Genomic DNA, 25,875 nt, shown 5'->3' with positions numbered 1-25,875 from the left:
GCAGCCCCGGTCCGGGACCTGACCTCCGGACCGGGGCTCATGGTCTGTCAGGGGGCCGCCGGTCAGGTCTGTCAGGGGGCCGCCCGTCAGCGGACGCCGAACCCGTAGACCGTCTCCGAGCGGAACTCCTCGCCGGGCCGCAGCACGGTCGTCGGGAAGTCCGGCCGGTTCGGCGAGTCGGGGAAGTGCTGCGTCTCCAGCGCGATGCCGTCGCCGGGCGCGAAGGGGCCGGACAGCTGGTCGGCGGTGTAGAGCTGGAGACCGGGTTCGGTGGTCGCCACCGTCAGCACCCGGCCGGACGCCGGATCGTGCAGCTCGGCGACCTCCACCGGAGTGTCCGTCACACCCTTGTCGAGCACGAAGTTGTGGTCGTAGCCGGAGCCGGTCTTGCGGGCCTCACGGAAGTCGAAGCCCGTGCCGGTCACGTCCTCGGGCCCGCCGGCCGGGATCAGGTCGGCGTCGACCGGCGTGTACCGGGAGGCGGCCAGCCGCAGTTCATGACCGCCGGCGTCACCGGAACCGGCCAGGTTGAAGTAGCTGTGGTTCGTCGGGTTCACCACGGTCGGCGCGTCCGTCACCGCCTCGTAGGCGATCCGCAGCGCGCCGGACGCGTCGAGCGTGTACGTCGCCGAGACCTCCAGCCGCCCCGGGAACCCCTCCTCGCCGTGCGCACTGATCCGCGTCAGCCGCACCCCGTGCTCGACCGGCTCCGCGTCCCACAGCCGCTTGTCGAAACCGCGCGCGCCGCCGTGCAGCGAGTTCGGTCCGCTGTTCGGCTCCAGCGCGTACGTCCGGCCGTCCAGGGTGAACCGGCCGCCGGCGATCCGGTTGGCGTACCGCCCGATCAGGGCGCCCAGGTACGGCTCCGGATGGGCGAGATACCCGTCGAGATCCGGGAACCCCAGCACCACGCCCCCGGCCCGGCCGTCCCGGTCCGGCACCTCCACGGACTGCACGATCCCGCCGTACGACAGGACCCGCACCCGCACGCCCGCCCGCTCCAGGGTCCAGCGGTGCACCGGGGTCCCGTCGGAAAGTGTGCCGAAGAGTTCGTTCATGTGCGGAACTTTAAGTCAGGGGCTCTTTCGCGGTGACGGTGCGGTACGCGATCTCCGCCAACCGGGCCTGTCCGTTCACGCTGGGGTGGAAGTAGTCCCAGCGGCTCAACTGGCCGATGCCGAAGCGGTAGTCGTACACCGCGCCCCCGTCGTAGCGGCACCGCTCGTCCTCGGCGCAGACCTCCTTCAGGACCTTGTTGTAGTCCTCCACCCGCTTGTGCACCGTGTCCCGCCGCAGGGTCGCCGCCGAGTCCAGGGCGTCCGCGTCGCCCAGCATCGACGGGCAGATGCCCAGCTTCCACACCTGCTTGCCCATCGGGCTGCTCCGGCCCTCCGACCACAGCCGCTTCAGATTGGGCACGCTCGCCACGAACACCTGCGCCTTGGGCAGGGCCTTGCGCAGGGAGCGCAGGGAATCCTCGAAGTCGGCGCGGAAGGCGGAGACCGGAGTCATCGCCGAAGGCGTACGCCGGCAGGCGTCGTTCGCCCCGACCATCACCGTCACCAACTGCGGCTCGCGGCGCACCGCCTGCGCCATCTGCCCGGGCAGGTCGGCCATCCGCGCCCCGGTCACCGCGTAGTTCCAACTGCGCTGCGCGGCCCCGGTCCTGCCCAGCAGCCGCACCGCGAGCGAGTCGACCTCGGGGCTGGCACCGGTCGCCCAGGACGCCTCCGGACAGTCCGACAGCACGTCACAGGCGTCGAACCCGCGTGTGATGGAGTCCCCGACGGCCGCGACGGACGCCGGGCTGCGGTCCCACAGGGGAGTGGGCTTCGGCGACGGCTTCGCGCTCTCGGAGGGCGCGGCGGAATCACCGCCCACGGCATCACACCCCGCGACACCCAGCGCGGCCGCGGCGACCACGGCCAGAGCGCCCCGTGTACGACGGCCTCGCTTCCGCATCCCTGGTCCATCCCCTCGCCACGCCGTGCCTGTCTCCCCAACCAATAACAACGCACGAGGGTTCCCGGCCGATCAGGTGCAACGGCTCACACCCGTACAAGCGTCCCCCTGGGTGAATGGGAGGCGTTTCCCGGCCCCTGGACCGACCGTACGTCACACTCCTTGCGCCCCCGCACGGTAGCCTCGCCATCAACGTGACCCGCCCGGTCACAGCCGTTCCGCCCGTTTGCACCATGTCCCGCTCTGCCCGGAGGTTCCGGTGACGACACGTGGAGTTCTGTACGTGCACTCCGCGCCGCGCGCGCTGTGCCCGCACGTCGAGTGGGCCGTCGCCGGGGTGCTCGGCACACGCGTCAGCCTGGACTGGATCCGTCAGCCGGCCGCCCCGGGCACCTGGCGCTCGGAGTTCTCCTGGCAGGGCCAGGCGGGCACGGCGTCCAAACTCGCCTCCGCGCTCCGCGGCTGGCACCTCCTGCGCTTCGAGGTCACCGCCGAACCCTGCCCGACCGCCGAGGGCGAGCGCTACAGCTGCACCCCCGACCTGGGCATCTACCACGCCGTCACCGGCATCCACGGCGACATCCTCATCCCCGAGGACCGGCTCAGAGCGGCCCTCCAGCGCAGCCGGCAGGGGGAGACCGACCTGGAGGCCGAACTCAACAAGCTGCTCGGCAAGCCCTGGGACGACGAACTGGAACCCTTCCGCTACGCGGGCGAAGGCGCCCCGGTCCGCTGGTTGCACCAGGTGGTGTAAACGCCTTTGGGGGACGCGCCCTCAGGGGCGCGCCCCTCAGGGGCGCGGGGAACTGCGCGACAAGCCCCCACCCGCCCGCACCCGGCAGGCAACGTGACACAAAACGGCGAGTGGCCCGAACTCAAGAAGAGTCCGGGCCACTCGCCGTAAGGGCGAATCAAACCGTCCGGAACGCCAGCACCACGTTGTGCCCACCGAACCCGAACGAGTCGTTCAACGCGGCGATCCGGCCCTCGACCGGCAGCTTCCGAGCCTCACCCCGAACGACATCGGCATTCGCCTCGGCCTCCGGGTCGAGGTTCTCCACGTTGATCGTCGGCGGAGCCACCCGGTGGTACAGCGCCAGCACCGTCGCCACCGTCTCGACACCACCCGCGCCACCCAGCAGATGCCCGGTCATCGACTTCGTCGCGGACACCGCGAAGTGGTCGGCGTCGTCACCGAACACCTTCCGCAGCGCCTTCAGCTCGGCGATGTCACCCGCCGGCGTGGACGTCGCGTGCGCGTTGACGTGCACGATCTCCGCCGGGTTCAGGTCGGTGCGCTCCAGCAGGTTCTGGAGGGCGTGCGAGATGCCCCGCCCCTCCGGCTCCGGCTGCACGATGTCGTGCGCGTCGGCGGAGATGCCCTGCCCGACCGCCTCCGCGTACACCCGGGCACCGCGCTTCGCGGCGTGCTCGGCGGACTCCAGGACCACGACACCGGCGCCCTCACCGAGGACGAAGCCGTCGCGGGCGGTGTCGTAGGGACGCGACGCGCCCTGCGGGTCGTCGTTGTTCTTGGACATCGCCATCATGTTGCCGAACGCGGCGATGGGCAGCGGGTGGATCGCCGCCTCCGTGCCACCCGCGACGACGACGTCGGCGCGCCCGGTGCGGATCATCTCGATGGCGTAGCCGATGGCCTCGGCGCCCGAGGCGCAGGCGGAGACCGGCGTGTGCACGCCCGCACGGGCGCCCACGGCCAGACCCACGTTGGCCGAGGGGCTGTTGGGCATCAGCATGGGCACGGTGTGCGGGGAGACGCGACGGACGCCCTTCTCCTTCAGCACGTCGTACTGGTCGAGCAGCGTCGTCACGCCGCCGATGCCGGAGGCGATGACCGCGCCGAGCCGGTCGGGGTCGATGTTCGGGTCCTCGCCGGCCTTTGCTTCAAAACCGGCGTCGGCCCAGGCCTCCTTGGCCGCGACCAGCGCGAACTGCGCCGAGCGGTCCAGTCGGCGGGCCTGCGGCCGCGGGATGACCTCGGTGGGCTCCACGGCGACCGGGGCCGCGATCTTGACGGCCTGGTCGGCCGCCCAGTCCTGCTCGAGGGGCTTGACGCCGGACTTGCCGGCGATCAGGCCCTCCCAGGTAGAGGCTGCGTCGCCACCCAGCGGTGTGGTTGCGCCGATACCGGTGACGACCACGGTGCGATTGGTCGGGCTCACGGGAATTCTTTCTCCAACGGTTACGAGGATTAAGCGGCGCCACCGCCGGGTGGCGGGGCAGTCAGCCCAAAGGCCTGATCGGCCGATCAGCCCTGGTGCTTGAGGATGTAGTCGGTCGCGTCGCCGACGGTCTTGAGGTTCTTGACGTCCTCGTCGGGGATCTTGACGTCGAAGCGCTCTTCGGCGGCGACGACGACCTCGACCATGGACAGCGAGTCGACGTCCAGGTCGTCGGTGAAGGACTTGTCCAGCTGGACGTCCTCAACCGGGATGCCGGCGATCTCGTTCACGATCTCGGCGAGACCGGCGACGATCTCTTCCTGAGTGGCGGCCATGTTGGCGCTCCTTCGTAGATATCCAGAGGGTGTGGCAGGTGTTTCCTCCTGTGCCGGATCGCATGATCCGGCACGGAGTGCCTAGGGGAGGGTAACGACAGTCGCGGCGTAGACGAGACCCGCCCCGAAGCCGATGACGAGCGCGGTGTCGCCGCTCTTCGCCTCACCGGTCGCCAGGAGCCGCTCCATCGCGAGCGGGATCGAGGCGGCCGAGGTGTTGCCGGTGGTGCGAACGTCACGGGCGACCATGACGGACTCCGGCAGCTTGAGTGTCTTCACCATCGAGTCGATGATCCGCTCGTTGGCCTGGTGCGGAATGAAGACGTCCAGGTCGTCCGCGGTGATGCCGGCGGCGTCCAGCGCCTCCTTGGCGACCTTCGCCATCTCGAAGACGGCCCAGCGGAACACCGCCTGGCCCTCCTGCGTGATGGCCGGGAACCTCGCGACCTCGCCGGAACGGTAGTCCGTCCACGGCACGGTCTGCTTGATCGTCTCGGACTTGTCGCCCTCGGAGCCCCACACGGTCGGGCCGATCGCGGGCTCCTGGGCCGGGCCGACCACGACCGCGCCGGCCCCGTCACCGAACAGGAAGGCCGTCGCGCGGTCCTCCAGGTCGGTCAGGTCGCTCAGCCGCTCGACACCGATCACCAGGACGTACTCCGCCGAGCCCTCGACGATCATGCCCTTGGCGAGCGTGAGGCCGTAGCCGAAGCCCGCGCAGCCCGCCGAGATGTCGAACGCGGCGGCCTTGTTCGTGCCGAGCTTGTCGGCGATCTCGGTGGCGACGGCCGGGGTCTGCTTGAAGTGCGAGACGGTCGACACGATCACGCCGCCGATCTGCTCGGCGGAGATCCCCGCGTCGGCGATCGCCTTGCCGGACGCCTCGATCGACATCGCGGCGACGGTCTCCTCGTCGTTCGCCCAGTGCCGCGTCTGGATGCCGGAGCGCGAGCGGATCCACTCGTCGGACGAGTCGATCGTCTCGAGGATCACCTCGTTCGGCACCACCCGGGTCGGGCGGTAGCCGCCGACGCCGAGGATGCGCGCGTACGGGGCGCCCTTGCTGGGCTTGATCTTCGCCATGCGGTCGGCTCCTTGGGGGCGGCGTTCAGGCGTGCTCGGCGATGAGCTCGCGAGCCGCGTCGAGGTCGGCGGGGGACTTCAGGGCCAGCGTCTTCACTCCGGGCAGGGCCCGCTTGGCGAGGCCGGTGAGGGTGCCGCCGGGGCACACCTCGATCAGGGCCGTGACGCCGAGCTCCTTGAAGGTCTCCATGCACAGGTCCCAGCGGACCGGGTTGGCGACCTGGCCGACCAGGCGCTCCAGCACCTCGGGGCCGCCGGCGACGGTCTGCCCGTCCTTGTTGGAGACGTAACGGACCTTCGGGTCGCCGGGCGCCAGGGCCTCGGCGGCCTTGGCCAGCGTGTCGACGGCCGGTGCCATGTGGTGCGTGTGGAACGCGCCGGCGACCTTCAGCGCGACGACCTTGCGCACGCCCTCGGGCTTGTCCGCCTCCAGCGCGGCGAGCTGCTCCTTCGTGCCGGCCGCGACGATCTGGCCCGCCCCGTTGATGTTCGCCGGGGTCAGACCGAGCTTCTCCAGGTGCGGAACCGTCACCGCCGGATCGCCGCCCAGCAGCGCGGCCATGCCCGTCTCGGTGACGGCGGCGGCCTCGGCCATGGCGAGCCCGCGGGTGCGGACCAGGCGGAGTGCCTCCTCGTGGGGGAGCACTCCGGCGAGCGAGGCGGCGGTGAACTCACCGACGCTGTGCCCGGCGATCGCGCCGACCTTCTGCGGCAGCTCCGCCGGGTCGTCGAACAGCAGGGCGGCGGAGGCCAGTCCGGCCGCGACCAGCAGCGGCTGCGCCACCGCGGTGTCGCGGATCTCCTCCGCGTCGGCCTCGGTGCCGTAACGGATCAGGTCGAGTCCCGCGGCGTCGGACCAGGCCTCGAGGGCACCGCGAACACCGGGGAAGTCGAGCCATTCGGTCAGGAAGCCGGGCGTCTGAGCGCCCTGGCCGGGAGCGACGAGTACGAGCACTCTCACACTCTCTCTTGGGTACGGGCACGGCCGCCCGTGGGGACAAGGACGAAGAACACGGGGGGGTTTTGTCGAGCCCCGACAAAACCTTAGGGCTGGAGATCTCCATCGACCAGACGCCCCAGGATCAACGCGATCCGCAGTGTGAACGCAGAGCGTACATCGGAGGGTGACCAACCGGTGACGTCAGTCACACGTCGAAGCCGGTAGCGGACGGTGTTGGGATGGACGAAGAGCATCCGTGCGGCGCCCTCGAGGCTGCTGGCCTGCTCGAGATAGACGCTGAGGGTCTCCAGGAGCGCGGCCCCGGCCTCCTCCAGCGGTCTGTAGATCTCCTCCACCAGCTGCTCGCGGGCCGAGGGGTCACCGGCCATCGCCCGCTCCGGGAGCAGATCGTCCGCCAGAACCGGGCGCGGGGCGTCCTGCCAGGCGGAACACGCCTTCAGCCCCGCCGCGGCGGCCTGCGCGGACCGGGTCGCGGCCAGCAGGTCCGGCACCACCGGGCCCGCCACGACCGGCCCGGCCGCGAACGGGCCGATGAGCGACTTGGCGACGGCCAGCGGGTTGTCGCTGCCGCCGGCGATGACGACCAGCCGGTCGCCGAGCACCCCGGTGAGCACCTGGAGCTTGGCGTGCCGGGAGGCCCGCCGGATCGCCTCCACGGTCAGTTCGGAGTCCCCGTCGGGTGCGGTGCCGAGCACCACGCACACATGCTCCGGGGAGTTCCAGCCCAGGGCGGCGGCCCGGGACACGGCCCCCTCGTCGGCCTCGCCGCTGAGCACGGCGTTCACGACCAGGGACTCCAGCCGGGCGTCCCAGGCGCCGCGTGCCTCGGCGGCCTGGGCGTAGACCTGGGCCGTGGCGAAGGCGATCTCCCGGGCGTAGACGAGCAGTGCCTCGCGCAGCACCCGCTCGTCGCCGGGGGCCGCGACCTCGTCGATCGCGCTCTCCATGACCTCGATGGTGGTGCGCACCATCTCCACGGTCTGGCGCAGGGTGATCGCCCGGGTCAGCTCGCGCGGCGCGGTGCCGAACACATCGGTGGAGATGGCCTGCGGGGCGTCCGGATGCCGGAACCACTCGGTGAACGCGGCGATGCCCGCCTGCGCGACCAGACCGATCCAGGAACGGTTCTCCGGGGGCATGGCCCGGTACCAGGGCAGCGTCTCGTCCATCCGCGCGATGGCCTGCGCGGCGAGCGATCCGGACGACTTCTCCAGCCGCTTCAGCGTCGCGGCATGGGCATGGGCGTCGTGGGCTGCGGCTTCGTTCTTGCCGGTTTCGGGTTCGGGCACGGGGACAAGACTGCCTTATCCGGACGGGAAGGTGGGCCGCCGGGTCTACGGTGGACCGCGTGATGGACATTCGGCGCGCGGGCGAGCGCTACCGGGGCGGCGACCCGGCGGCCGGAATCGAGTCGTGGCACGCCTTCTCCTTCGGGTCCCACTACGACCCGGACAACCTCCGGTTCGGCGCGGTGCTGGCGTGCAACGAGGAGCGGCTGGCGCCCGGGGCCGGCTTCGACGAGCACCCGCACAGCCACACCGAGATCGTCACGTGGGTGGTGGAGGGCGAGCTGACCCACCGGGACTCCACCGGGCACGAGTCGGTGGTACGCCCCGGGGACGTGCAGCGGCTCAGCTCGGCGGGCGGGGTGCGGCACGTCGAGCGCAACGACGGCCCGGAGCCCCTGACCTTCATCCAGATGTGGCTGGCGCCCCTGCGGCCCGGCGGCGACCCGTCCTACGAGGTCGTCCACGGCATCGCCGACTCGACGCCCTACGCCGTCCCCGAGGCCGGCGCGATGCTGCACGTGCGGCGCCTGGGGGCGGGGGAGCGCACGGCGGTGCCGGACGTGCCGTACGCGTACGTGCACGTCGTACGCGGCGGCGTCCGCCTGGACGGCGAGGAACTGGGCGCCGGCGACGCCGCCCGGATCACGGACGCCAAGGGCCTGGAGGCCGAGGGCGTGACGGATGCGGAGCTGCTGGTCTGGGAGATGCCCTAGAGCTCTGCCAGCACCGCGTCAGTGAACGCCGGCCACGCCTCGATCGCCCAGGCCCCGAACGCCCGGTCCGTCAGGGCCACGCAGGCCGCGCCCGCGACCGGTTCGATCCACAGGAACGTACCGGACTGCCCGAAATGCCCGAACGTGCGGGGCGAGGACGAAGAGCCCGTCCAGTGCGGCGACTTGGAGTCGCGGATCTCGAAGCCGAGCCCCCAGTCGTTGGGGTTCTGGTGGCCGTACCCCGGCAGGACGCCCTTGGTGCCCGGGAAGTGCACCGTCATCGCCGAGGCGACCGTGCGGGGGTCCAGCAGCCGCGGCGCCTGCACCTCGGCCGCGAACCGCAGCAGGTCCGCCACCGTCGACACCCCGTCCTTGGCCGGGGAGCCCTCCAGGGTCGTGGAGGTCATGCCCAGCGGCTCCAGCACGGCCTGCCGCAGGTACTCCCCGAACGGGATGTCGGTGGCCTTCGCCACATGGTCGCCCAGTTGCTCGAAGCCGGCGTTGGAGTACAGCCGCCGCTCCCCGGGCGGGGCCGTGACCTTGTGCTCGTCGAAGGCGAGGCCCGAGGTGTGCGCGAGCAGGTGCCGGACCGTCGACCCGGGGGGACCGGCCGGCTCGTCGAGCTCGATGGCCCCCTCCTCGTACGCGACGAGCACCGCGTAGGCGGCCAGCGGCTTGGTCACCGACGCGAGCCGGAACCGCTGCCCGGCCGGTCCGTGGGTGCCGACGATGGTGCCGTCCGCCCGTACGACACCCGCCGCAGCGGTGGGAACCGGCCAGTTATCGATCAACGCGAGGCTCTTCAGCGACATGCGTTCGAGCCTATGCGCTCAGAGCGCGAGCTCCGGCAAAGGGTCGGACCACACTGATGGGTCCGTCCGCCGGCCAGCCGGATCCGGAAAGGCCCTGCCGGTTTCTTACCGTCGGCGCTTGCTTCGAGCGCACTCCAAGGTTCTAGCGTTGGGGCCATGACGGTGATGGAGACCACGGGGACCAGGACCGACACCTGCGCCGGCCCGACGCGGCAGCAGAACCGGCGCCCGGACGGCGACGACCACTACACGATCAGCGAGGTCGTCGCCTTCACCGGCCTGACGGCACACACCCTGCGCTGGTACGAGCGCATCGGCCTGATGCCGCACATCGACCGGTCCCACACCGGCCAGCGCCGCTACACCAACCGCGACCTCGACTGGCTCGACCTCGTCGGCAAGCTCCGCCTGACGGGCATGCCGGTCGCGGACATGGTCCGGTACGCGGAACTCGTGCGCGAGGGCGACCACACCTACGGCGAGCGCTTCGAACTGCTCCAGACCACCCGCGAGGACGTCCTGGCCAGGATCGACGAACTCCGCGGCACTCTCGCCGTGCTCGACCGGAAGATCAGTTTCTACGCGGACGCCGGGCGGGCCCTGGCGTCGGAGAGGTCCCGATGACGGACGGCAGGATCACGACGGCGAAGCTCGGCGACCACGGTCCCGAGGTGAGCGTCCAGGGCCTGGGCTGCATGGGCATGAGCTTCGGCTACGGCCCCGCGGACGCGGACGCGTCCCGGGCCACGCTGGAGCGGGCGCTCGAACTGGGCGTCACCTTCTACGACACGGCCGACGCGTACGGCGCCGGCGAGAACGAGCGGTTCCTGGCGCCCTTCTTCAAGGCCCACCGCGACGAGGTCGTCATCGCGACCAAGTTCGCCCTGTCCATACCCCCGGACGACCCGACGCGCCGGATCATCCGCAACGACCCGCCCTACATCCGGCAGGCCGTCGAGGCGAGCCTGAAGCGGCTGGACGTCGACGCCATCGACCTCTACTACATGCACCGGCGCGATGTGAACGTGCCGATCGAGGAGAGCGTCGGCACCATGGCCGACCTGGTCCGCGAGGGCAAGGTCAAGCAGCTCGGCCTGAGCGAGGTCACGGCGGGCGAACTGCGCGCGGCCCACGCCGTCCACCCCATCGCCGCCGTGCAGTCGGAGTGGTCGCTGTTCAGCCGTGACATCGAGACGCACGTCGTCCCCGCGGCCCGTGAACTGGGCGTGGCCCTTGTCGCGTACTCACCCCTCGGCCGCGGCTTCCTCACCGGCTCCTTCACCGACGCCGAGCAGGACCTCAGCGCCGGTGACTTCCGCCGCCGGCAGCCCCGCTTCACCGGCGAGAACGCCACGGCGAACGCGACGCTGCTGGAGCTGATCCGCGCGGTGGCCAAGGCCCATGACGCGACCCTGGGTCAGATCGCCCTGGCGTGGGTCCAGCAGCAGGCGACGGTCCACGGCCTCCCGGTCGTCCCGATCCCGGGCACCCGCAAGCCCACCAGGGTCGAGGAGAACACGGCGGCGACCAGGATCGTCCTGACCGACGAACAACTGGACCTGCTGGACGGCATAGCGGCCCAGGTGGCGGGCAACCGCTACGCGGACATGGCGTTCACGTCGGCGGGCCGGGAGTAGAGGTTCTGCCGGGAGTAGAGGTTCCCAGGGCGCGGGGCCGTGTCGCTACAGCTCCGCCAACAACTCGGCCTTTTTGACCGAAAACTCCTCATCCGTCACCAATCCGGCCTGATGCAACTCACCCAGGTGACGAATGCGCTCGGCGATATCGGCAGGATCCCGCCGCGGCGCGGGCACGGCCGCCACCGGACTGGACGTCCGCACCGCCGCCAACACCGCGGCGGCGAACGGCAGCGACTCGTGCACGGGGCCGTAGCCCAGCCCGAACACCACCGCGGCGGGATCCTGGTCGGCCTGCGTCCCCGAGGTCTCCCCATCTCGGCGCAAAAGCCGCAAATGCCCCTCGAAGACCTCCGGCGACCGCCACTCCACGCCGTTCAGCTCCCCGACGGGGAAGCTCTGGTCGCCGGCCTTCCACTTCGCCGACGACGCACCCGTCCAGAACCACCGGAAGTTCACGGTGCGTCCGTCGAAGGTCGCCTTCCCGTCGTACGCCTTGAACGACAGCGGCCCCTCGGGCGGCTTCACGAGGAACCGGTCCACGGGCCCGGACTCCGTCAGCAGTGTCCGCAGTTCGTCGGCGTAGTACTCCGCGAGGACCTCCCGGTCGGCGGGCAGCACCAGCCGGTAGGGGTCGCCGCTCTCCTTCAGCTGTCCGGCCGCCGCCTCCATCAAGGGGTCCGCGCCGGGGCGCGGCTCCATGCGCAGCACGACCGTGCCGCGTTTCCCGCGGGTCAGCGTCACCCCGGCGATCGCCTCCAGGGGCACCCGGCGTTCCCCGAGGGCCTGGAAGAGCTTGGGTGCTCGAATCCCCCGTTCGTAGCGGATGAGCACGGAGTCGGACTCGAACTCCCAGGCGGCATGAAATCCGGCCAGTACGTCACCCATGCGGCTCATCGTATGCGGCACGAGCTCCTCCGTCCCCCTTCCGAGCAGACCGCAATTTCTTCGCCTCTACGCGCGTCAGGCAGCCGCCGTGCCGGACAAACCGGTACGGCAGACGCCGTCTTCGTGCGCGCAGTGCACCGAGCGGTATGCGCCAACGCCGATCTCTGCGAAATTGAACAGACTTGCCGTGCCCGGCTCGAAGTAGCCCGCGTGGCCCTTCGCGCCCGCCGCCGACAGCACCCGCGCCCCGAAACCGGCGGACACCGGGTCGGCGCCGTGGCCCAGTCCGCCGACCTCCAGGTAGGGCACGTCCTGGATCCAGTCGTCGGAGTCCCGCATCGCCCACACCCGGGCACCGGTGTGCAGCTGGGTGGCCTTCTCGGCCCGCATGCCGGGGCTGCCCGCCACCGCGATGTCGGACACCCGGCCCGGCAGCGAGTGCGCGGCGACCCCGCACACGACGGAGCCGTAGCTGTGGCAGAACAGCGAGACGGGCGAGGCGCCCGGCAGGGCCCGCACGAGCGCGTTCAGCCGTACGGCACCGTCCTCGGCACGCATCGCCGTGGCCGAGTCGATGCCGAGTCCGCTGGGCGCGGTGTAGTCGGCCCAGGCGATCACGGCCGTACGGGTCGAGGGGCTCGTCTGCCGCTCGGCCGCGTACAGGGACTTGGCCATGCCGACGGGCGCGGAGTACTCGCGGTCGGTGCGCTGGAAGGTGAGCAGGTCGGTGTCGACACCGGGGACGACCACCGAGACCCGCTCGGCCCTGCGCAGGTTGCCGAACACCTCCGCCACCCGGCCCGAACCCTCCGGGTCGAACGCCAGGATGTGGCGGCCCGGCTCCATGAGGTCCTCGAAGCGGTGCATCCTGCGGCCCGCCTCGTGCTTCCCGGCCGCGGTGAGGCGCTCGTCGTGCATGCGTTCCCGCTCGACCTTGCGCGCCTTGGCGAGCGCCAGATGGTTGGCGCGGTAGCGCACCTCGACCGGCGCGCCGTTCATGTTGCCCACCGCGAGCGAGTACGTGCGGATCAGCGTCGAACGCTCCTGCTCGGTGAGCGAGGAGAAGAAACGCGCCAGCTTCGTCGGCTCGGACTGCGGGTCCGGCAGCCGGTGCCCGCCGATCCGGCCGTGCTCCCAGGCGGAGAGCGAGGCTTGGAGCGGCGTGGCGCCCCGCTGGTTGCGCAGGGCCGTCCAGCCGGTGGTCGCCAGCATCACGAACACCACGGCCAGAGCGAGCAGTGCGCGCCAGACGTTCAGTTGCGGGGAGGTGTCGAAGGAAGTCACTGAAAGGACACACTAGGAGAACGAGAGGGTCTCGCGTTAACCAAGTGACCGGGATCACGTTTCGGTGGAGGGGCTAAGGGGACTGCCCCGCACGCCAGTTCCCGGCCAGTGCGGGACCCACCTGATCCAGGTATGTCGTGGTGAGTTCGCGCATTCCGTCGAGAGTGACGTCGTCCCCCGCGGACCACAACCGTTCGGTGACACGAATCACCCCGCCGAAGAGGGCCACGACGATCCTCGGCCGGGGGTCCGCGTCCACGTCGAGCCCCTCGCGCTCGGCGATGATGCCGGCGAGCTGCTCCTCCAGTTCCGCCGAGCGCCGCAGATGGGCGGCGAGCAGCGCGGGCGTGGACTCGATCACCCGGTACACGCGCATGTGGAGGTCGATCGGCACGAGCTCCTCGACGGCCTCGTTGATCGCGTCCCAGCTCTCCAGCACGGCGCGGCGCAGCGCCTCCAGCGGTGTCTCGTCCGGCGGGCGCGTGCGCAGGGCCTCCACGACGAGCGTCTCCGCCAGGCGCGGCACGAAGAACGCCGTCTCCTCCTTGCCGGCGAAGTAGCGGAAGAAGGTGCGCTGCGAGACGTCCACGGCGGCGGCGATGTCGTCGACGGTCGTTTCCTCGTACCCGCGCGTGGCGAACAGTTCCAGCGCGGCCCGCAGCAGTGCGTCCCGGGTGCGCCGTTTCTTGCGTTCGCGCAGGTTCAAGACGTGCCTCTCATCCGAAGTGTTCTCGCAGTTCAGGCTATACGGGCATGTCGTGTCAGTTACCGACTAGTGAATTGGTTTGTCAATTGTCAGTGACTGTCATTAGCCTCGCGGTATGACTAGTCAGACCACCATCGACACGACGGGGCCGGGGGGCAAGGCACCGGCGGATCCGTCGGACGCGACGCCGGGCAAGGGGCTGCGAGGGCACTCCTGGCTCACCCTCATCACCGTCGCTGTGGGGGTCATGATGGTGGCCCTCGACGGCACCATCGTGGCCATTGCCAACCCGGCGATCGGCAAGGACCTCGGGGCTTCCTGGTCGGATCTCCAGTGGATCACCAACGCCTACTTCCTCGCCCTCGCCGTCTCGCTGATCACCGCCGGCAAGCTCGGTGACCGTTTCGGCCACCGGCAGACCTTCCTCATCGGTGTGGCGGGCTTCGCCGCCTCCTCGGCCGCCATCGGGCTGTCCAAGGGCATCACGGCGGTCATCGTCTTCCGCGTCTTCCAGGGCCTGTTCGGCGCGCTGCTGATGCCGGCCGCGCTCGGCCTGCTGCGGGCGACGTTCCCTGCCGAGAAGCTGAACATGGCGATCGGCATCTGGGGCATGGTCATCGGCGCGTCCACCGCGGGCGGCCCGATCCTCGGCGGTGTGCTCGTCGAGCACGTCAACTGGCAGTCGGTGTTCTTCATCAACGTGCCCGTCGGTGTCCTCGCCGTCGTCCTCGGTGTGCTGATCCTGCTCGACCACCGTGCCGAGAACGCCCCGCGCTCCTTCGACCTGCTCGGCATCTTCCTGTTGTCCGCCGCGATGTTCTGCCTCGTCTGGGCATTGATCAAGGCGCCTGAGTGGGGTTGGGGGGATCTCAAGACCTGGGCGTTCATCATCGCCTCGCTCGTCGGCTTCGGGCTCTTCGCCGTCTGGGAGACGAAGGTGAAGGAGCCGCTGATCCCGCTGGGGCTGTTCCGCTCCCTCCCGCTGTCGGCGGGAGTCGTCCTCATGGTCCTGATGGCCATCGCCTTCATGGGCGGCCTGTTCTTCGTGACGTTCTACCTCCAGAACGTGCACGGGATGAGCCCGATCGACGCCGGGCTGCACCTGCTGCCCCTCACCGGGATGATGATCGTCGGCTCCCCGCTCGCCGGCGTGATGATCACCAAGTTCGGCCCGCGTCTTCCGCTGGCGGGCGGCATGGCGCTCACCGCGATCGCCATGTACGGGATGTCGACGCTTCAGACGGACACCGGCAGCGGCATCATGTCGCTCTGGTTCGCCCTGCTGGGCCTCGGCCTCGCACCGGTCATGGTCGGCGCGACCGAAGTCATCGTCGGCAACGCCCCGATGGAGCTCTCCGGCGTCGCGGGCGGTCTCCAGCAGGCCGCCATGCAGATCGGTGGCAGTCTCGGCACGGCCGTGCTGGGCGCGGTCATGGCCTCCAAGGTCGACAGTGAATTCGCGGGCAACTGGGCGGACGCGGGTCTGCCGCCGCTCACTCCGGTCCAGTCCGAGCAGGCCGCGCTGACCGTTCAGCAGGGCATCGCCCCGGTGCCCGAGGGCACGCCCGAGCAGATCGCCGCGAAGATCACCGAAGTGGCGCACACCACGTTCATCGACGGCATGAGCCTGGCCTCTCTGACCGCCGCGGGTGTGGCGGCCGTCGCCGTGTTCGTCGCGTTCCTCACCAAGCGCGGCGAGAACGCGGAAGCCGGCGCGGGCGCGGCGCACATCTGACGGTTCCCGGCGGTTCGTTCCCTCATCAGGGTGAACGCGGCCGCCGAACCCTCCCCTCCGGCACGCGCCGCAGGTCACAGTGGGTCAAGTCCTCCGCAGGGCATGGAGGGTGGACGCTGCGGCGCGCTGCCGGAGGGGGGTGGCGCGCAGGCAGCGGGAATAACGCGCACCGACGGGGTACCCGTCATGTCATACCCGAAGAGAACCCCAACCGATCGAGGGTTTACGGGAGTTGATGATGGCGAGCTTTGGACACGGTACGCGCAGGCACCCCCGCTCACGTGGCCGGACGTGGTCACGGGCCGGGACGGATCGCGCGACGCTCGGACTCATCGGAGTCATCTGCGCCGTCGCGGGCTTCTTCGTGCTGGGGATCGTGCTCGGTCCCGCCGCGATGGTCTGCGGCTGGCTCGCCATGGGCCGCGCGTGGTCGGGCTCCCGGCCCACCGCGGCCGTCGTCGCCCTGGTCCTGGGCGCCATCGACACGCTCCTGGCCATCATCTGGCTGTCCGGAGCGGCCACACCGGGCATCGGCATGTTCTGACCCGGGTGAAGAGTGTGGGAAGAGCCCCCGGCCGCCCGGCCGGGGGCCCTCTCATGGCTCGACCGGAGTCCCCTTGAGCTCCGCCAGCTCCCCCCGCAGCGCCCGCACCTCCTCCGTCAGCTCCCGTATCGCCTCGGTCTGCCGCCGCTCCTCGACGTCGTCCTTCTCGAACCGGGCGATGAACCAGGCCGCGATGTTCGCCGTCACCACACCGAGCAGCGCGATCCCGGAGAGCATCAGCCCGACCGCGAGCATCCGCCCCAGCCCGGTGGTCGGAGCGTGGTCCCCGTATCCCACGGTCGTCATGGTCGTGAAGGACCACCACACCGCGTCACCCAGCGTCCTGATGTTCCCGTCCGGCGAGTCCCGCTCCACCGACAGCACGGCCAGGGACCCGAACATCAGCAGCCCGATCACGGCACCGACGACATAGGTCGTCAGCCGTATCTGCGAGGCCATCCGGGCCCGCTGGCCGACGAGCAGCAGCGTCGACACCAGCCGCAGCAGCCGCATCGGCTGGAGCATGGGCAGCAGCACCGCGCACAGGTCGAGCCAGTGCGTCCGTACGAACGCCGGCCGGTGCGGCGCGAGCGCCAGCCGCACGGCGTAGTCCAGGGCGAACGCGCCCCACACCACCCACTCGACCGCGGTGCACAACTCGACGATGTCCCGGTCCGCGTCCGGATGGACGATCGGCACGGCGTAGGCGACGGCGAAGGCCAGGGCCAGGCCGAAGAGGGGCCGTTGTGTGTGCTGTTCCCAACGGAGTTGGGCCGACTGCTGCTGCATGGCCGCATCGTAGAAAATGTGAAGGGGTGGTGTGCTCACGGTGTGTCCGTGATGCGCACACCCCTTGACTGGGCTTGACGTGTTATGCGTCGCCGCCGGCGGCCCCCGGGTCGGCGGCCGACACGTCGAGCAGCTGGTACCGGTCGATGGCCTGCTTGAGCACGGAACGGTCGACCTTGCCCTCACGCGCCAGCTCGGTCAGCACCCCCACCACGATCGACTGCGCGTCGATGTGGAAGAACCGCCGGGCGGCGCCGCGCGTGTCCGCGAAGCCGAAACCGTCGGCGCCGAGCGACTGGTACGTCTGCGGCACCCAGCGCGCGATCTGGTCCGGGACGGACCGCATCCAGTCGGACACGGCCACGACCGGCCCCTGCGCGTCCGCCAGCTTCCGCGTCACGTACGGCACCCGCTGCTCCTCCTCCGGGTGCAGCAGGTTGTGCTCCTCGCAGTCCACGGCCTCGCGCCGCAGCTCGTTCCAGGAGGTCGCCGACCAGACGTCCGCCTTGACGTTCCACTCCTCGGCCAGGATCTTCTGCGCCTCGATCGCCCAGGGGACCGCGACACCGGACGCCAGGATCTGCGCCGGGATCGAGCCGGCCGTGCCCTCGCTGAAGCGGTAGAGGCCCTTGAGGATGCCGTCGACGTCGACGTTCTCGGGCTCGGCCGGGTGCTGGATCGGCTCGTTGTAGACGGTCAGGTAGTAGAAGACGTCCTCGCCGTGGGGGTGCTCCTCGGAGCCGCCGTACATCCGGCGCAGGCCGTCCTGCACGATGTGCGCGATCTCGAAGCCGAACGCCGGGTCGTACGCCACGCAGCCGGGGTTCGTGGAGGCCAGCAGCTGCGAGTGTCCGTCCGCGTGCTGGAGGCCCTCACCGGTCAGTGTCGTACGGCCGGCGGTCGCGCCCAGGACGAAGCCGCGCGCCAGCTGGTCGGACATCTGCCAGAACTGGTCGCCGGTGCGCTGGAAACCGAACATCGAGTAGAAGACGTAGACCGGGATGAGCGGCTCGCCATGGGTGGCGTACGCCGAGCCGGCCGCGATCAGCGAGGCCGTGCAGCCCGCCTCCGAGATGCCGTCGTGCAGCATCTGGCCGTTCGGCGCCTCCTTGTAGGCGAGCAGCAGATCGCGGTCGACCGACTCGTACTGCTGGCCGAGCGGGTTGTAGATCTTCGCACTCGGGAAGAACGAGTCCATGCCGAACGTGCGGTACTCGTCCGGCGCGATCAGCACGAACCGCTTGCCGATCTCCTTGTCCCGCATGAGGTCCTTCAGGAGCCGCACAAAGGCCATGGTCGTCGCGATGGACTGGTGACCCGAGCCCTTCTTCACGGTCGCGTACGTCTTGTCCTCGGGCAGCGCCAGAGGCTTGGAGCGCACCACGCGCGTGGGGACGTAACCGCCGAGACCCTTGCGGCGGTCGTGCATGTACTGGATCTCCTCCGAGTCCCGGCCCGGGTGGTAGTACGGCGGCGCGCCGGACTCCAGCTCCTTGTCCGGGATCGGCAGGTGCAGACGGTCGCGGAAGCGCTTGAGGTCGTCGACCGTCAGCTTCTTCATCTGGTGCGTGGCGTTGCGGCCCTCGAAGTTCGGGCCCAGCGTCCAGCCCTTGATCGTCTTGGCGAGGATCACCGTCGGCTGGCCCTTGTGCTCCACGGCCGCCTTGTACGCCGCGAAGATCTTCCGGTGGTCGTGGCCGCCGCGCCCCAGGTGCAGGATCTGGTCGTCGGTCATGCCCTCGACCATCGCCCGCAGCCGGTGGTCGTCGCCGAAGAAGTGGTCGCGGATGTACGCGCCGGTCTCCGTGGCGTACGTCTGGAACTGTCCGTCCGGCGTGGTGTTCATCTTGTTGACCAGCACGCCGTCGCGGTCCTGGGCGAGCAGCGGATCCCAGCTGCGGTCCCAGACCAGCTTGATCACGTTCCAGCCGGCCCCGCGGAAGATCGACTCCAGCTCCTGGATGATCTTGCCGTTGCCGCGCACCGGGCCGTCGAGGCGCTGCAGGTTGCAGTTGACGACGAAGGTGAGGTTGTCCAGGCCCTCGCGCGCGGCGATGGACAGCTGGCCCAGCGACTCCGGCTCGTCCATCTCGCCGTCGCCGAGGAACGCCCAGACATGGGACTGCGAGGTGTCGGCGATCCCGCGCGCGTGCATGTAGCGGTTCATCCGCGCCTGGTAGATCGCGCCGATCGGGCCGAGGCCCATCGACACCGTCGGGAACTCCCAGAAGTCCGGCATCAGCCGCGGGTGCGGGTACGACGACAGGCCGTGCGGCGCCTTCGACTTCTCCTGGCGGAAGCCGTCCAGGTTCCCCTCGTTCAGCCGGTCCAGCAGGAACGCGCGGGCGTAGATGCCCGGCGAGGCGTGCCCCTGGAAGAAGACCTGGTCACCGCCGAGGCCGTCGTCCTTGCCGCGGAAGAAGTGGTTGAAGCCGACGTCGTAGAGGGAGGCGGAGGACGCGAAGGTGGCGATGTGGCCGCCGACGCCGATGCCCGGGCGCTGGGCGCGGGAGACCATCACCGCCGCGTTCCAGCGGGTGGCGTTCAGGACCTTGCGCTCGATCTCCTCGTTGCCCGGGAAGAACGGCTCGCTCTTGGTGGGGATGGTGTTGACGTAGTCCGTGCTGCGCATCTCCGGCACGGCCACGCGCTTCTCACGGGCCCGCTCGATCAGCCGGAGCATCAGATAGCGGGCCCGCTCCCGGCCGCGCTCGTCGACGGCGGCGTCGAGGGAGTCGAGCCACTCCTGCGTCTCTTCGGGGTCGAAGTCAGGAACCTGACTCGGAAGGCCGCCAATGATGATCGGGTTGCGATCGGATGCGGAAGCCACGCTGTTCCTTACCTGTCAGAGGGCCTGCGAGGGCCGCTGTTTCGCTGTCGTCGCCGGGGCGTCGTCGCTGGGGGGCGCGCCGCTCCCATGGTCCACCTCGGGGCCGGGAAACGTCATCTCTACCCAGCGGTAACCCAGACGCGAGATCGACTCCGTGACGTATGGGGCGAATACCTTCGAGTCTCGTACCCACGGACGATTCCCAAACGCCCAAACAGGGCAGAAAGGTGTGGTGTGCGTCACCTCGGGCCATGATGGTGTGCCTGAAGTTGCGGTGACACCGCCAGGATCGTCACCGTTTCGGCGGTCTGAACGGCCGGGTACTTGCGCGATCCGTCCCGCCCGTGTGGACTACGGCCAATGCTTCGCGCACGCGCGTGGCTGAGTTATTCCCAAGACATGATCAGGAGGCAACCCGTGAGCGCGACCGCGGACCACGCGGAGGAGCGGACGAACCCTGCCGCCAGGCTGGGGTTCCAGCCCGGGCAGGTGGTCCAGGAGATCGGCTACGACGACGACGTGGACCAGGAGCTCCGCAAGGCCATCGAGGGCATCATCGAGGCCGACCTGGTGGACGAGGACTACGACGACGTGGCCGATGCCGTTGTGCTGTGGTTCCGTGACGACGACGGCGACCTGACGGACTCGCTGGTCGATGCCACCACGTACATCGAAGAGGGCGGCGCGATCCTGCTCCTCACGCCGAAGACCGGCCGTTCGGGGTACGTGGAGCCGAGTGACATCTCGGAAGCCGCCACCACGGCGGGTCTGACGGCGTCCAAGAGCGTCAGCGTCGGCAAGGACTGGAGTGGCAGCCGGCTGGCGACGCCGAAGGCCGCCAAGTCCAAGCGCTAGTCGTACGGCGGGCGGGCCGGCGTCGTCGGCCCGCCCATCGGCCTGCGCCGGTGTCTGCGTAGGGTGGTCTCACCCGAAAAGCCCCACGAAGGGACACCCACAGCGATGGCGATCCAGGCCGGCGAGAAGGCCCCCGACTTCGAGCTCAAGGACAACCACGGCAGGGCCGTGCGGCTGTCCGACTTCCGGGGCCGGAAGAACGTGGTCCTGCTCTTCTACCCCTTCGCCTTCACCGGCGTGTGCACCGGCGAGCTGTGCGAGCTGCGCGACAACCTGCCGCAGTTCTCCGACCGCGACACCGAGCTGCTCGCCGTCTCCAACGACTCCATCCACACCCTGCGCGTCTTCGGCGAGCAGGAGGGCCTGGAGTACCCGCTGCTGTCCGACTTCTGGCCGCACGGCAACGTCTCGCGCGCCTACGGCGTCTTCGACGAGGACAAGGGCTGCGCCGTGCGCGGCACCTTCGTCATCGACAAGGAGGGCGTCGTGCGGTGGACCGTCGTCAACGGCCTGCCGGACGCGCGCGACCTGAACGACTACGTGAAGGCGCTCGACTCCCTGTGACGCCGGTCGGGCGGCATGCGCCCGACACCCGCCGAAATCTGGGCTCCAGGGCCTGCGAGGGGCGGGAACCCGTCACTAGGATCGACTCGTTGATCCGACATCCGAGCACAACGGGGCATCCGCCCCTGGACACCAATGGAGGACTCGTGGGAGTCAGCCTCAGCAAGGGCGGCAACGTATCGCTGAGCAAGGAGGCGCCGGGCCTGACCGCGGTCATCATCGGTCTGGGGTGGGACGTCCGCACCACGACCGGCACGGACTTCGACCTGGACGCCAGCGCGCTGCTGCTGAACAACTCCGGCAAGGTCGGCAACGACCAGCACTTCATCTTCTTCAACAACCTCAAGAGCCCGGACGGCTCCGTCGAGCACACCGGTGACAACATCACCGGTGAGGGCGAGGGCGACGACGAGCAGATCAAGGTCGATCTCGCGACCGTCCCGCCCGAGATCGAGAAGATCGTCTTCCCGGTCTCCATCTACGACGCCGAGACCCGCCAGCAGTCCTTCGGCCAGGTCCGCAACGCCTTCATCCGCGTCGTGAACCAGGCCGGCGGCGCCGAGATCGCCCGCTACGACCTGTCGGAGGACGCCTCCACCGAGACCGCCATGGTCTTCGGTGAGCTCTACCGGCACGGCCCGGAGTGGAAGTTCCGCGCCATCGGCCAGGGCTATGCCTCGGGCCTGCGCGGCATCGCGCAGGACTTCGGCGTGAACGTCTGAACCACCGAGAGGGCCCTGGCGACAGGGCACGAAAGGTCTTCTTGTCCGGCGCCGCACGGTTTACGTGCGGCGCCGGACGCGCAGGACCACCTCAGTGACACCACCGGGCCTGTGGCCCCAAGGGGAGGGACAGCATCATGGGCGTCACGCTCGCCAAAGGGGGCAATGTCTCCCTGTCCAAGGCCGCGCCGAACCTCACTCAGGTGATGGTCGGGCTCGGCTGGGACGCGCGCTCCACCACCGGAGCGCCCTTCGACCTCGACGCCAGCGCCCTGATGTGCAGCAGCGGGCGCGTGCTCGGGGACGAGTTCTTCGTCTTCTACAACCAGCTCAAGAGCCCGGACGGCTCGGTCGAGCACACCGGTGACAACCTCACCGGCGAGGGCGACGGCGACGACGAGTCGCTCCTGATCGACCTCCCCAAGGTGCCGCCGCAGTGCGACAAGATCGTCTTCCCCGTCTCGATCCACCTGGCCGACGAGCGCGGCCAGACGTTCGGCCAGGTCAGCAACGCCTTCATCCGCGTGGTGAACCAGGCCGACGGCCAGGAGCTCGCCCGCTACGACCTCAGCGAGGACGCCTCCACGGAGACCGCGATGATCTTCGGCGAGCTCTATCGCTACCAGGGCGAGTGGAAGTTCAGGGCCGTGGGACAGGGGTACGCGTCGGGGCTGCGGGGCATCGCGCTGGACTTCGGGGTCAACGTCTCATAACGCGTTATGAGCAAAATCCGGGGCCCAGTGGGGTGCTGAGGGGGGACGACTAGACTTCGGCTTCAAAAGTTCGTAAAGCCGGGTACGGCGCGGGGGAGCCCCGTACACACACGATTGGGTAGCCAGTGGTTCTGAAAACCTTCGGGTGGTCGTTCGCGGTCACCGCGCTCGGCCTGGTCGCGGCGGTCCTGTTCGGCGGGTGGACCGCGCTCGGCATCGTCGCGATCCTCTCCGTCCTCGAGATCTCGCTGTCCTTCGACAACGCGGTGGTCAACGCCGGGATCCTGAAGAAGATGAATGCCTTCTGGCAGAAGATCTTCCTCACGATCGGCATCCTGATCGCCGTCTTCGGCATGCGACTGATCTTCCCCGTCGTGATCGTCGCGGTCAGCGCCCAGCTGGGCCCGATCAAGGCCGTCGAGCTCGCGCTGAACGACAAGGACCGCTACCAGCAGCTGGTGACCGACGCCCACCCGTCGATCGCCGCCTTCGGTGGCATGTTCCTGCTCATGATCTTCCTGGACTTCATCTTCGAGGACCGGGACATCAAGTGGCTCGGCTGGCTGGAGCGCCCGCTGGCCAAGCTCGGCAAGGTCGACATGCTGTCGGTCTGCATCGCGCTGATCGTCCTGCTGATCGCGTCGATGACCGTCGCCACCCACGCCCACCAGCACGGCGGCACCCATGTCGACAAGGCGGAGACGGTCATGCTCGCCGGCATCGCCGGTCTGATCACCTACATGATCGTCGGCGGGCTCTCCGGCTACTTCGAGGACAAGCTCGAAGAGGAGGAGGAGCGCGAGCACGAGGCCGAGGAAGAGGCCGAGCGCACCGGCAAGCCCCGTTCCGCCGTCGCGCTGGCCGGCAAGGCCGCGTTCTTCATGTTCCTCTACCTCGAGGTCCTGGACGCGTCCTTCTCCTTCGACGGCGTGATCGGCGCCTTCGCCATCACCAACGACATCGTCCTGATGGCCCTCGGCCTCGGCATCGGCGCCATGTACGTCCGGTCGCTGACGGTCTACCTGGTCCGCCAGGGCACCCTCGACGACTACGTCTACCTGGAGCACGGCGCGCACTACGCCATCGGCGCCCTCGCCGTGCTGCTGCTCGTCACCATCCAGTACCAGATCAACGAGATCATCACCGGCCTCATCGGCGTCGTCCTGATCGCCGCCTCCTTCTGGTCCTCCGTGCGCCGCAACAGGGCGATCGCGGCGGCCGAGGGAAAGGCCGGCTCGGACGAGAAGACTGAGGTCTCGTCCGGGGTGTGACACCCCTGTCAGTGAGGAACGCTCTGAGCGGGGCGGTTACCGAGGACTCCTCGGCGGCCGCCCCGTTCGGTCGTCATGGGCCGCGGGTACGGCGATGACCTGCGGTCTCCAAGTGAACGTGGGGGCGGAATGGGACTGTTCGACGGACTCCGGCGCGGCGATGTGCAGTTCGACTCGGGCGACGCGTCGACCAACGCGATCGAACTGACCAAGCGGCGGGCGCAGATATCACTCACCAAGCAGGGCGCGGCCTCCGGTCATCTGCGCGTCAACCTCAGCTGGCGGATGCGCACGTCCGACATCGGCGGCTCCCAGCGCGAGAGCCTGCTGCGCCATCCCTTCCGGGCACTCAGGCCCCCCGAGGTCGTCGGCCACAGCCAGAGCATGGTCAACGTCGACCTCGACCTCGGCTGCCTCTACGAACTCCAGGACGGCAGCAAGGGCGTCGTCCAGCCCCTCGGCGGCTACTACGGCGACGCCAACGCCGCGCCGTACGTCAAGCTCAGCGGCGACGACCGGTTCGGCTCCGGGTCCGGCGAGACGATGTACATCAACCTCGACCACCGCGACAGCATCAAGCGGCTGCTGGTCTTCGTCTACATCTACGACCAGACGCCCGCCTTCGACCGCACGCACGCCAGCGTCACCCTCTACCCGAGCAGCGGCCCCCGCATCGAGGTCCACCTCGACGAACGCCAGCCGCAGGCCCGTTCCTGCGCCGTCGTCATGATCGAGAAGGTGAAGGACGAGATCGTCGTCCGCCGCGAGGCGAAGTTCGTCTACGGCTTCCAGGCCGAGCTCGACCGGTTGTACGGGTGGGGGCTGCAGTGGGGGCGCGGCTACAAGAGCAAGATCGACCGCTGACGGCGCGGCCCGGTGCGACCCGCTGCGCGGCCGTGCGCAGGCGTTGCCGGGCCCCGCATCCGCGACCCGATCCGACGACGGGCCCTAGCGCCCGATGAACTGCGGGCCCTGCGGGGGCAGCCGGAAGTCGGGGTCGGGGACCGCCGTGACCGGAGGCGGATAGCCGTAACCGGTCTGCGCCCCCACGGCGCCCGCCGCGGCCGGTGCCTGGGGGTAGCCGTACGCGGGCCGTCCGGTGGTCTGCGGGTAGCCGTAGGCCGGCTGCGTCGTCGGCGGCTGCTGGGGGTAGCCGTAGCCGGGCTGCGCGGGCGCCGCCGCCGGCTGCTCCGGGGGCAGCGGCAGGGAGACCTCGGGGGACTGCTGGGCGGGGCCGGCGGTCGTCGGCTGCGCGGGCGTGTTCGTGGTGGGAGGAGCGGGGACCGTCGTGGTCGTCTCCTCCAGCGCCTCCGACTCGTCGACCGAGATGCCGAAGTCGGTCGCGAGCCCCTTCAGCCCGTTCGAATAGCCCTCGCCGAGCGCCCGGAACTTCCAGCCCTCCCCGCGCCGGTACAGCTCGCCGCAGATCAGCGCGGTCTCCTCGCCCGTCTCCGGCTTGACGTCGAAGTACGCCAGCGCCTCCGCGCCGGTGTCCGCGGCGTCGTACAGCAGGATGCGCAGGGCCTGTACCCGGTCGAACGTCACGCCGTCCGCCGATGCGACGAGCAGAATCCGGCCGACCTCGGACTCGACACCGGTGAGCTCTGTCTGGATCGTGTCGGTCAGGCCCTCGGCGACCCGCTTCTTACCGAGCCGCCACACCTTTCCGGCCGGGTGCCGGGGCTGGTTGTAGAAGACGAAGTCCTCGTCGGAGCGCACACGGCCGTCGGGGCCGAGGAGCAGCGCGGAGGCGTCGACGTCCGGAACCCCCTGCCCGGGCGTCCAGCGCAGCACGGCGCGCACCGTGGCGGCTTCCAGCGGGACGTTCGACCCCTTCAGCATCGCGTGCGTCATGCGGTCATCCTGCCTGCTCGGTCCTGCTCACGACAACGCGGGGGGCCTGGTCGCGAGCGGCGCCGACCGCCGTCGCGGAATACGGTTGTCCTGGCCGGGTACTGGCTGTGATTGCCCGCGTTACCTGAAATTCATGCCTGGCGGG

26 protein-coding genes are annotated in these 25,875 nt (G+C 69.8%); 12 read left to right on the top strand and 14 right to left on the bottom strand.

The features are described 5' to 3' along the window. Positions 1-86: 86 nt before the first annotated feature. Together IGS69_RS09980 and IGS69_RS09975 are read right to left on the bottom strand one after the other, a co-directional pair. Positions 87-1,058: an aldose epimerase family protein gene (locus IGS69_RS09980; protein ID WP_190898396.1), complete on the bottom strand. Its 972-nt coding sequence runs from the start codon at positions 1,056-1,058 to the stop codon at positions 87-89. Positions 1,059-1,068: 10 nt separating this feature from the next. Continuing rightward, a complete protein-coding gene (locus tag IGS69_RS09975) occupies positions 1,069-1,962 on the bottom strand; it encodes an SGNH/GDSL hydrolase family protein (RefSeq protein WP_190898395.1) in 894 nt (297 codons plus the stop codon). A gap of 259 nt (positions 1,963-2,221) precedes the next feature. Between IGS69_RS09975 and IGS69_RS09970 the strand changes: the two genes are divergently transcribed. Further along, entirely contained in the window at positions 2,222-2,716 is a 495-nt protein-coding gene (locus tag IGS69_RS09970; protein WP_190898393.1) for a DUF3145 domain-containing protein, read from the top strand. Between the two features lie 157 nt (positions 2,717-2,873). Here IGS69_RS09970 and fabF read toward each other — a convergent pair whose 3' ends face one another. The 5 genes from fabF to fasR form a co-directional block, all read right to left on the bottom strand. Further along, on the bottom strand, positions 2,874-4,145 hold the full coding sequence (gene fabF, locus IGS69_RS09965; protein ID WP_190898392.1) for a beta-ketoacyl-ACP synthase II: 1,272 nt from the start codon (positions 4,143-4,145) through the stop codon (positions 2,874-2,876). Positions 4,146-4,231: 86 nt separating this feature from the next. Further along, on the bottom strand, positions 4,232-4,480 hold the full coding sequence (locus IGS69_RS09960; protein WP_003989952.1) for an acyl carrier protein: 249 nt from the start codon (positions 4,478-4,480) through the stop codon (positions 4,232-4,234). Positions 4,481-4,561: 81 nt separating this feature from the next. Next, complete coding sequence (locus IGS69_RS09955) at positions 4,562-5,563, bottom strand: ketoacyl-ACP synthase III (protein ID WP_190898390.1); 1,002 nt, start codon at positions 5,561-5,563, stop codon at positions 4,562-4,564. A 25-nt stretch (positions 5,564-5,588) separates the two neighbouring features. Further along, positions 5,589-6,518: an ACP S-malonyltransferase gene (locus IGS69_RS09950; RefSeq protein WP_190898389.1), complete on the bottom strand. Its 930-nt coding sequence runs from the start codon at positions 6,516-6,518 to the stop codon at positions 5,589-5,591. 89 nt (positions 6,519-6,607) lie between these two features. Further along, positions 6,608-7,813 (bottom strand): fatty acid biosynthesis transcriptional regulator FasR, encoded by a 1,206-nt coding sequence (gene fasR, locus IGS69_RS09945; protein WP_190898388.1) that lies wholly within the window; start codon positions 7,811-7,813, stop codon positions 6,608-6,610. Positions 7,814-7,872: 59 nt separating this feature from the next. Between fasR and IGS69_RS09940 the strand changes: the two genes are divergently transcribed. Next, positions 7,873-8,526 carry a pirin family protein gene (locus tag IGS69_RS09940; protein ID WP_190898387.1) on the top strand — a complete coding sequence of 218 codons (654 nt, stop codon included), beginning with the start codon at positions 7,873-7,875 and terminating at the stop codon, positions 8,524-8,526. Here IGS69_RS09940 and IGS69_RS09935 read toward each other — a convergent pair. Further along, positions 8,523-9,338: a serine hydrolase domain-containing protein gene (locus IGS69_RS09935; protein WP_190898386.1), complete on the bottom strand. Its 816-nt coding sequence runs from the start codon at positions 9,336-9,338 to the stop codon at positions 8,523-8,525. The genes IGS69_RS09940 and IGS69_RS09935 overlap by 4 nt on opposite strands. Before the next feature lie 156 nt (positions 9,339-9,494). Here IGS69_RS09935 and IGS69_RS09930 point away from each other — a divergent pair, with 156 nt between their 5' ends. Then, entirely contained in the window at positions 9,495-9,962 is a 468-nt protein-coding gene (locus IGS69_RS09930; protein ID WP_190898384.1) for a MerR family transcriptional regulator, read from the top strand. Next, positions 9,959-10,975, top strand: coding sequence for an aldo/keto reductase (locus tag IGS69_RS09925; RefSeq protein ID WP_190898383.1), 1,017 nt, complete (start codon positions 9,959-9,961; stop codon positions 10,973-10,975). The genes IGS69_RS09930 and IGS69_RS09925 overlap by 4 nt, the downstream gene beginning before the upstream one ends. 45 nt (positions 10,976-11,020) lie before the next feature. Here IGS69_RS09925 and IGS69_RS09920 read toward each other — a convergent pair whose 3' ends face one another. The 3 genes from IGS69_RS09920 to IGS69_RS09910 all read right to left on the bottom strand — a co-directional run bounded on the left by IGS69_RS09920 (position 11,021) and on the right by IGS69_RS09910 (position 13,853). Continuing rightward, the gene (locus IGS69_RS09920; protein WP_190904439.1) at positions 11,021-11,872 is read right to left on the bottom strand and encodes a DUF4429 domain-containing protein; all 852 of its coding nucleotides are present in this window, start codon (positions 11,870-11,872) and stop codon (positions 11,021-11,023) included. 66 nt (positions 11,873-11,938) lie between these two features. After that, on the bottom strand, positions 11,939-13,147 hold the full coding sequence (locus tag IGS69_RS09915; RefSeq protein WP_190898382.1) for an alpha/beta hydrolase: 1,209 nt from the start codon (positions 13,145-13,147) through the stop codon (positions 11,939-11,941). Positions 13,148-13,220: 73 nt separating this feature from the next. Further along, positions 13,221-13,853: a TetR family transcriptional regulator gene (locus IGS69_RS09910; protein WP_232543474.1), complete on the bottom strand. Its 633-nt coding sequence runs from the start codon at positions 13,851-13,853 to the stop codon at positions 13,221-13,223. 115 nt (positions 13,854-13,968) lie between these two features. On the opposite strand from IGS69_RS09910, the gene IGS69_RS09905 reads away from it, so the two are divergent. Then, positions 13,969-15,588 carry an MFS transporter gene (locus IGS69_RS09905; protein WP_190898381.1) on the top strand — a complete coding sequence of 540 codons (1,620 nt, stop codon included), beginning with the start codon at positions 13,969-13,971 and terminating at the stop codon, positions 15,586-15,588. A gap of 235 nt (positions 15,589-15,823) precedes the next feature. Further along, a complete protein-coding gene (locus IGS69_RS09900) occupies positions 15,824-16,132 on the top strand; it encodes a small hydrophobic protein (protein WP_053672151.1) in 309 nt (102 codons plus the stop codon). A gap of 51 nt (positions 16,133-16,183) precedes the next feature. Here the strand turns inward: IGS69_RS09900 and IGS69_RS09895 are convergent, their stop codons facing one another. Both IGS69_RS09895 and aceE read right to left on the bottom strand, forming a co-directional pair. Further along, positions 16,184-16,921: a potassium channel family protein gene (locus IGS69_RS09895; protein ID WP_190898380.1), complete on the bottom strand. Its 738-nt coding sequence runs from the start codon at positions 16,919-16,921 to the stop codon at positions 16,184-16,186. Between the two features lie 82 nt (positions 16,922-17,003). Beyond that, on the bottom strand, positions 17,004-19,751 hold the full coding sequence (gene aceE / locus IGS69_RS09890) for a pyruvate dehydrogenase (acetyl-transferring), homodimeric type (protein WP_190898378.1): 2,748 nt from the start codon (positions 19,749-19,751) through the stop codon (positions 17,004-17,006). Positions 19,752-20,168: 417 nt separating this feature from the next. Between aceE and IGS69_RS09885 the strand changes: the two genes are divergently transcribed. From IGS69_RS09885 to IGS69_RS09860, 6 genes are all read left to right on the top strand, one after another. Then, on the top strand, positions 20,169-20,606 hold the full coding sequence (locus IGS69_RS09885; RefSeq protein ID WP_031104104.1) for a DUF3052 domain-containing protein: 438 nt from the start codon (positions 20,169-20,171) through the stop codon (positions 20,604-20,606). 105 nt (positions 20,607-20,711) lie between these two features. Further along, positions 20,712-21,170 carry a peroxiredoxin gene (locus tag IGS69_RS09880; protein ID WP_031104106.1) on the top strand — a complete coding sequence of 153 codons (459 nt, stop codon included), beginning with the start codon at positions 20,712-20,714 and terminating at the stop codon, positions 21,168-21,170. Positions 21,171-21,316: 146 nt separating this feature from the next. After that, positions 21,317-21,892 carry a TerD family protein gene (locus IGS69_RS09875; protein WP_190898377.1) on the top strand — a complete coding sequence of 192 codons (576 nt, stop codon included), beginning with the start codon at positions 21,317-21,319 and terminating at the stop codon, positions 21,890-21,892. A gap of 137 nt (positions 21,893-22,029) precedes the next feature. Beyond that, the gene (locus IGS69_RS09870) at positions 22,030-22,605 is read left to right on the top strand and encodes a TerD family protein (protein ID WP_190898376.1); all 576 of its coding nucleotides are present in this window, start codon (positions 22,030-22,032) and stop codon (positions 22,603-22,605) included. Between the two features lie 125 nt (positions 22,606-22,730). After that, positions 22,731-23,876, top strand: a complete 1,146-nt coding sequence (locus tag IGS69_RS09865) for a DUF475 domain-containing protein (RefSeq protein ID WP_190898375.1) — start codon at positions 22,731-22,733, stop codon at positions 23,874-23,876. Positions 23,877-24,005: 129 nt separating this feature from the next. After that, positions 24,006-24,740, top strand: a complete 735-nt coding sequence (locus tag IGS69_RS09860) for a TerD family protein (RefSeq protein ID WP_190898373.1) — start codon at positions 24,006-24,008, stop codon at positions 24,738-24,740. An 84-nt stretch (positions 24,741-24,824) separates the two neighbouring features. Here IGS69_RS09860 and IGS69_RS09855 read toward each other — a convergent pair whose 3' ends face one another. Continuing rightward, complete coding sequence (locus IGS69_RS09855) at positions 24,825-25,730, bottom strand: TerD family protein (RefSeq protein ID WP_190898372.1); 906 nt, start codon at positions 25,728-25,730, stop codon at positions 24,825-24,827. Positions 25,731-25,875: the final 145 nt, after the last annotated feature.

The organism is Streptomyces tuirus (assembly GCF_014701095.1).
Taxonomy (GTDB): domain Bacteria; phylum Actinomycetota; class Actinomycetes; order Streptomycetales; family Streptomycetaceae; genus Streptomyces; species Streptomyces tuirus.
The sequence above is the reverse complement of the archived record's forward strand: the minus strand, read 5'-3'. Positions and strand labels throughout refer to the sequence as shown.